The organism is Roseospira navarrensis, assembly GCF_009601025.1.
Lineage (GTDB): Bacteria > Pseudomonadota > Alphaproteobacteria > Rhodospirillales > Rhodospirillaceae > Rhodospira > Rhodospira navarrensis.
In genome coordinates, this window is record NZ_WIVE01000130.1 from 1 (window position 1) to 2645 (window position 2645).

At 68.6% G+C, this 2645-nt stretch carries 4 protein-coding genes; 1 reads left to right on the forward strand and 3 read right to left on the reverse strand.

What is annotated here, in order from left to right:
• The coding region (locus GHC57_RS18780) for an AMP-binding enzyme (protein WP_153347144.1) at positions 1-592 on the forward strand (592 nt) is incomplete at its 5' end.
• A gap of 189 nt (positions 593-781) precedes the next feature.
• On the opposite strand, the gene GHC57_RS18785 is transcribed toward GHC57_RS18780, so the two are convergent.
• From GHC57_RS18785 to GHC57_RS18795, 3 genes are all read right to left on the reverse strand, one after another.
• On the reverse strand, positions 782-1129 hold the full coding sequence (locus GHC57_RS18785) for a carboxymuconolactone decarboxylase family protein (protein ID WP_153347146.1): 348 nt from the start codon (positions 1127-1129) through the stop codon (positions 782-784).
• 470 nt (positions 1130-1599) lie between these two features.
• Complete coding sequence (gene ykgO / locus GHC57_RS18790) at positions 1600-1725, reverse strand: type B 50S ribosomal protein L36 (protein WP_153347148.1); 126 nt, start codon at positions 1723-1725, stop codon at positions 1600-1602.
• A gap of 403 nt (positions 1726-2128) precedes the next feature.
• Positions 2129-2645, reverse strand: a 517-nt coding sequence (locus GHC57_RS18795; protein ID WP_153347150.1) for a rhodanese-like domain-containing protein, incomplete at its 5' end; no start/stop codon positions are given.

Genomic DNA, 2645 nt, shown 5'->3' on the forward strand with positions numbered 1-2645 from the left:
CACTTTCACCGTCAACCCGGACGCCCCGGCCAAGCCGGGCAGCGCGGGCAAGGCGGGGCTGAACAGCGCCGTGCGGCTGGTGCGCCTGGGCTCGGGCGATCCCGACGACACCGTGGGGGTGGGCGAGGACGGCCAGATCATCGCCCGCATGGACAGCGACGAGGCCTTTCGCGGCTACTGGAACCGGCCGGACGCCGACGCCCGGGCGCTGATCGACGGCTGGTACTTCACCGGCGACGTGGGCCATATGGACGCGGACGGCGACGTGTTCGTGACCGGGCGCGTGGACGACATGATGATTACGGGCGGCGAGAACGTGCTGCCCGTGGAGATCGAATCCGTGCTGTCGCTGCATCCGGCCGTGGCCGAAGTGGCGGTGACCGGGCTGCCGGACGCGCGACTCGGCCAGTGCATCACCGCCTTCGTGCGGCTGTCGGGCGCGGCCACCGACGCGGACCTGGACGCCTGGTGCCGCGAGTCGCGGCTGGCGAACTACAAGCGCCCGCGCCGCTATGTGCGGGTGGATGCGATCCCCAAGTCCCCGGTGGGCAAGATCCTGCGCCGCCACCTGCCGCCGCTGGCGGAAGGATGAGACCGGCCGACGGAAAGGGTCTTCCTTTTCGCCGGCCGGCCGGCCCGACTGGGCCGGCGCCGCGAAGCGGCGGAGCCGCGCGCCCCAAAGGGGCGCTGCGGCGATCAAACATAAGACTCAGGCTAACAGGACGTCGCAGCGACCCTGTGTTGAAGGAGTCATATTCAACTTCGCGCGGCCTGGGTCGCGTCAGCGGGCGGCCTTGAACTGGTCGTAGGCCCGCAGCGCCTCGACGCCATAGACGGTGGCCGGGCCGCCGCCCATCATCTGGGCGACGCCGATGGTCTCGACCACCTCGCCGCGACTCGCCCCGGCCTCGATCACCCGCTTGACGTGATGGGCGATGCAGCCGTCGCAGCGGACCGAGATGGCGATGGCGAGCGCGATCAACTCCTTCATGCGCACGGACAGGTCCCCGTCGCGGCCGGTCGTGACGTTCATCAGGCCCTGGACGGCGGTCATGGCCTGCGGATCGGCCCGGGCCAGTTCCCCCATGCCCGCCGACAATTCCCGACCGACCTTCACGAAATCCGTCATCACGTTCTCTCCTGTACCGTGTTGGGTGGCGCGCGCCACCGGCCGCACCGCGATCCGGGACGGTCGCGCGTCGCATCCGCATGGTACGGGAGGAGAGGGCCGCCGGGAACGCGGAAGACGCGGGGCGGCGTCGGGTCGGCACTTGGTGGACCGGAACGCCTCCCCCCTGCCGGGGGTAGGAGTCCGGACACCATGACCCCGCGGCCCCGATTTTCCGTGATGATCCACAAAAAAAGGCCGGCCATTCGGGCCGGCCGGGGTGCCTCATCCTGATCGGCGATGACCCGGACCCGTCGGGGTCATCGTCTCCGCCGCCGTTGGCCTCCGCCCGTTGCGTCCGGGCACAGAGCACCGATCACCCGGCCGCGCCAGAGGCGCAAACACCGTGTGCGGAGACCAGCCGCGTGCTTCGGATCAGACCGCGACCGCGCGCCCGGATCGGGTCCGGACGACGCGACCGAAAGCCCGGATCAGCCCTGGCGGGCCTTGAAGCGGGGGTTCTGCTTGTTGATGACGTAGACCCGGCCCTTGCGCCGCACGATACGGCAGTTCTTGTCGCGGGTCTTGGCCGACTTCAGCGAGTTGCGCACACGCATGGGACTGTCCTCAAGGATAGGCCGTCGGCGGCGCGGGCCGCCATGACGCACAAAAAACAGGGGCCGGCGCGGGCCGGCCTCTCGAATCGAAGAGCGCGCACAGTACAGACGCCCCCTCTGACCGTCAACGGCGGAATCGTCGGTCCCAGGGCAACGGGTTCAGGTTAACATGACGGCCTGTTCCGAGCTGTCGGAGCGGGCCTCTCGAGATCCCTCGTCTCGCTTCGCTCACTCGGGATGACGCACTGAAATTATAGGATGTCATCCTGAAGCCGCGAAGCGGCTGAAGGATCTCGAGCGCAGGTCTCCCACCCCCTGCAAAGACCTGGAAGAGCGATCCCGTTAACCTGAGCCCGCCGCCCTGTCGTCGGTCCAGAGGGGCGCAACGATCAGAGCGCGGGCGCTACATCATCCCCTCGACCGTTGGGAAGCCGAGCAGCGTCCACGCCTGCATGCCGCCCCGGTAATAGCGCAGCTTCTCGGCCGGGTAGCCCTCGCGCACCATGGCGCGGATGGCCGTCGGCGACTGTCCGCACCACATGCCGTTGCAGTACAGCGCGACCACCGGCACGTCGGCGCCGCACTGCCACGCCCCCGACTCGCCGGTGCAGCCCAGTTCGTCCAGGCGCATAGAGACCTCGGTATAGGGGATGGGGACCGAACCGGGAATGGTGCCCTCCAGGTGCCAGTCCAGCGTGCGGGCATCCACCACCACGGCGTCCGGGTCCTGCATCAGGTCCAGCAGCTCCAACTCGCCGATGGTGGCGACACCGGGCGCGGCCTCCATGGGCTGGATGCAGAACGACGGGCAGGGCCGCGAGGTCTTGGCGTAATAGCCGCTGAAAGGCTTATCCCTTTGAGTCCGGGACCACATCATGTGGTGACAGGTGGCCTGAAACGGCGTAGAACATAACGTGAAC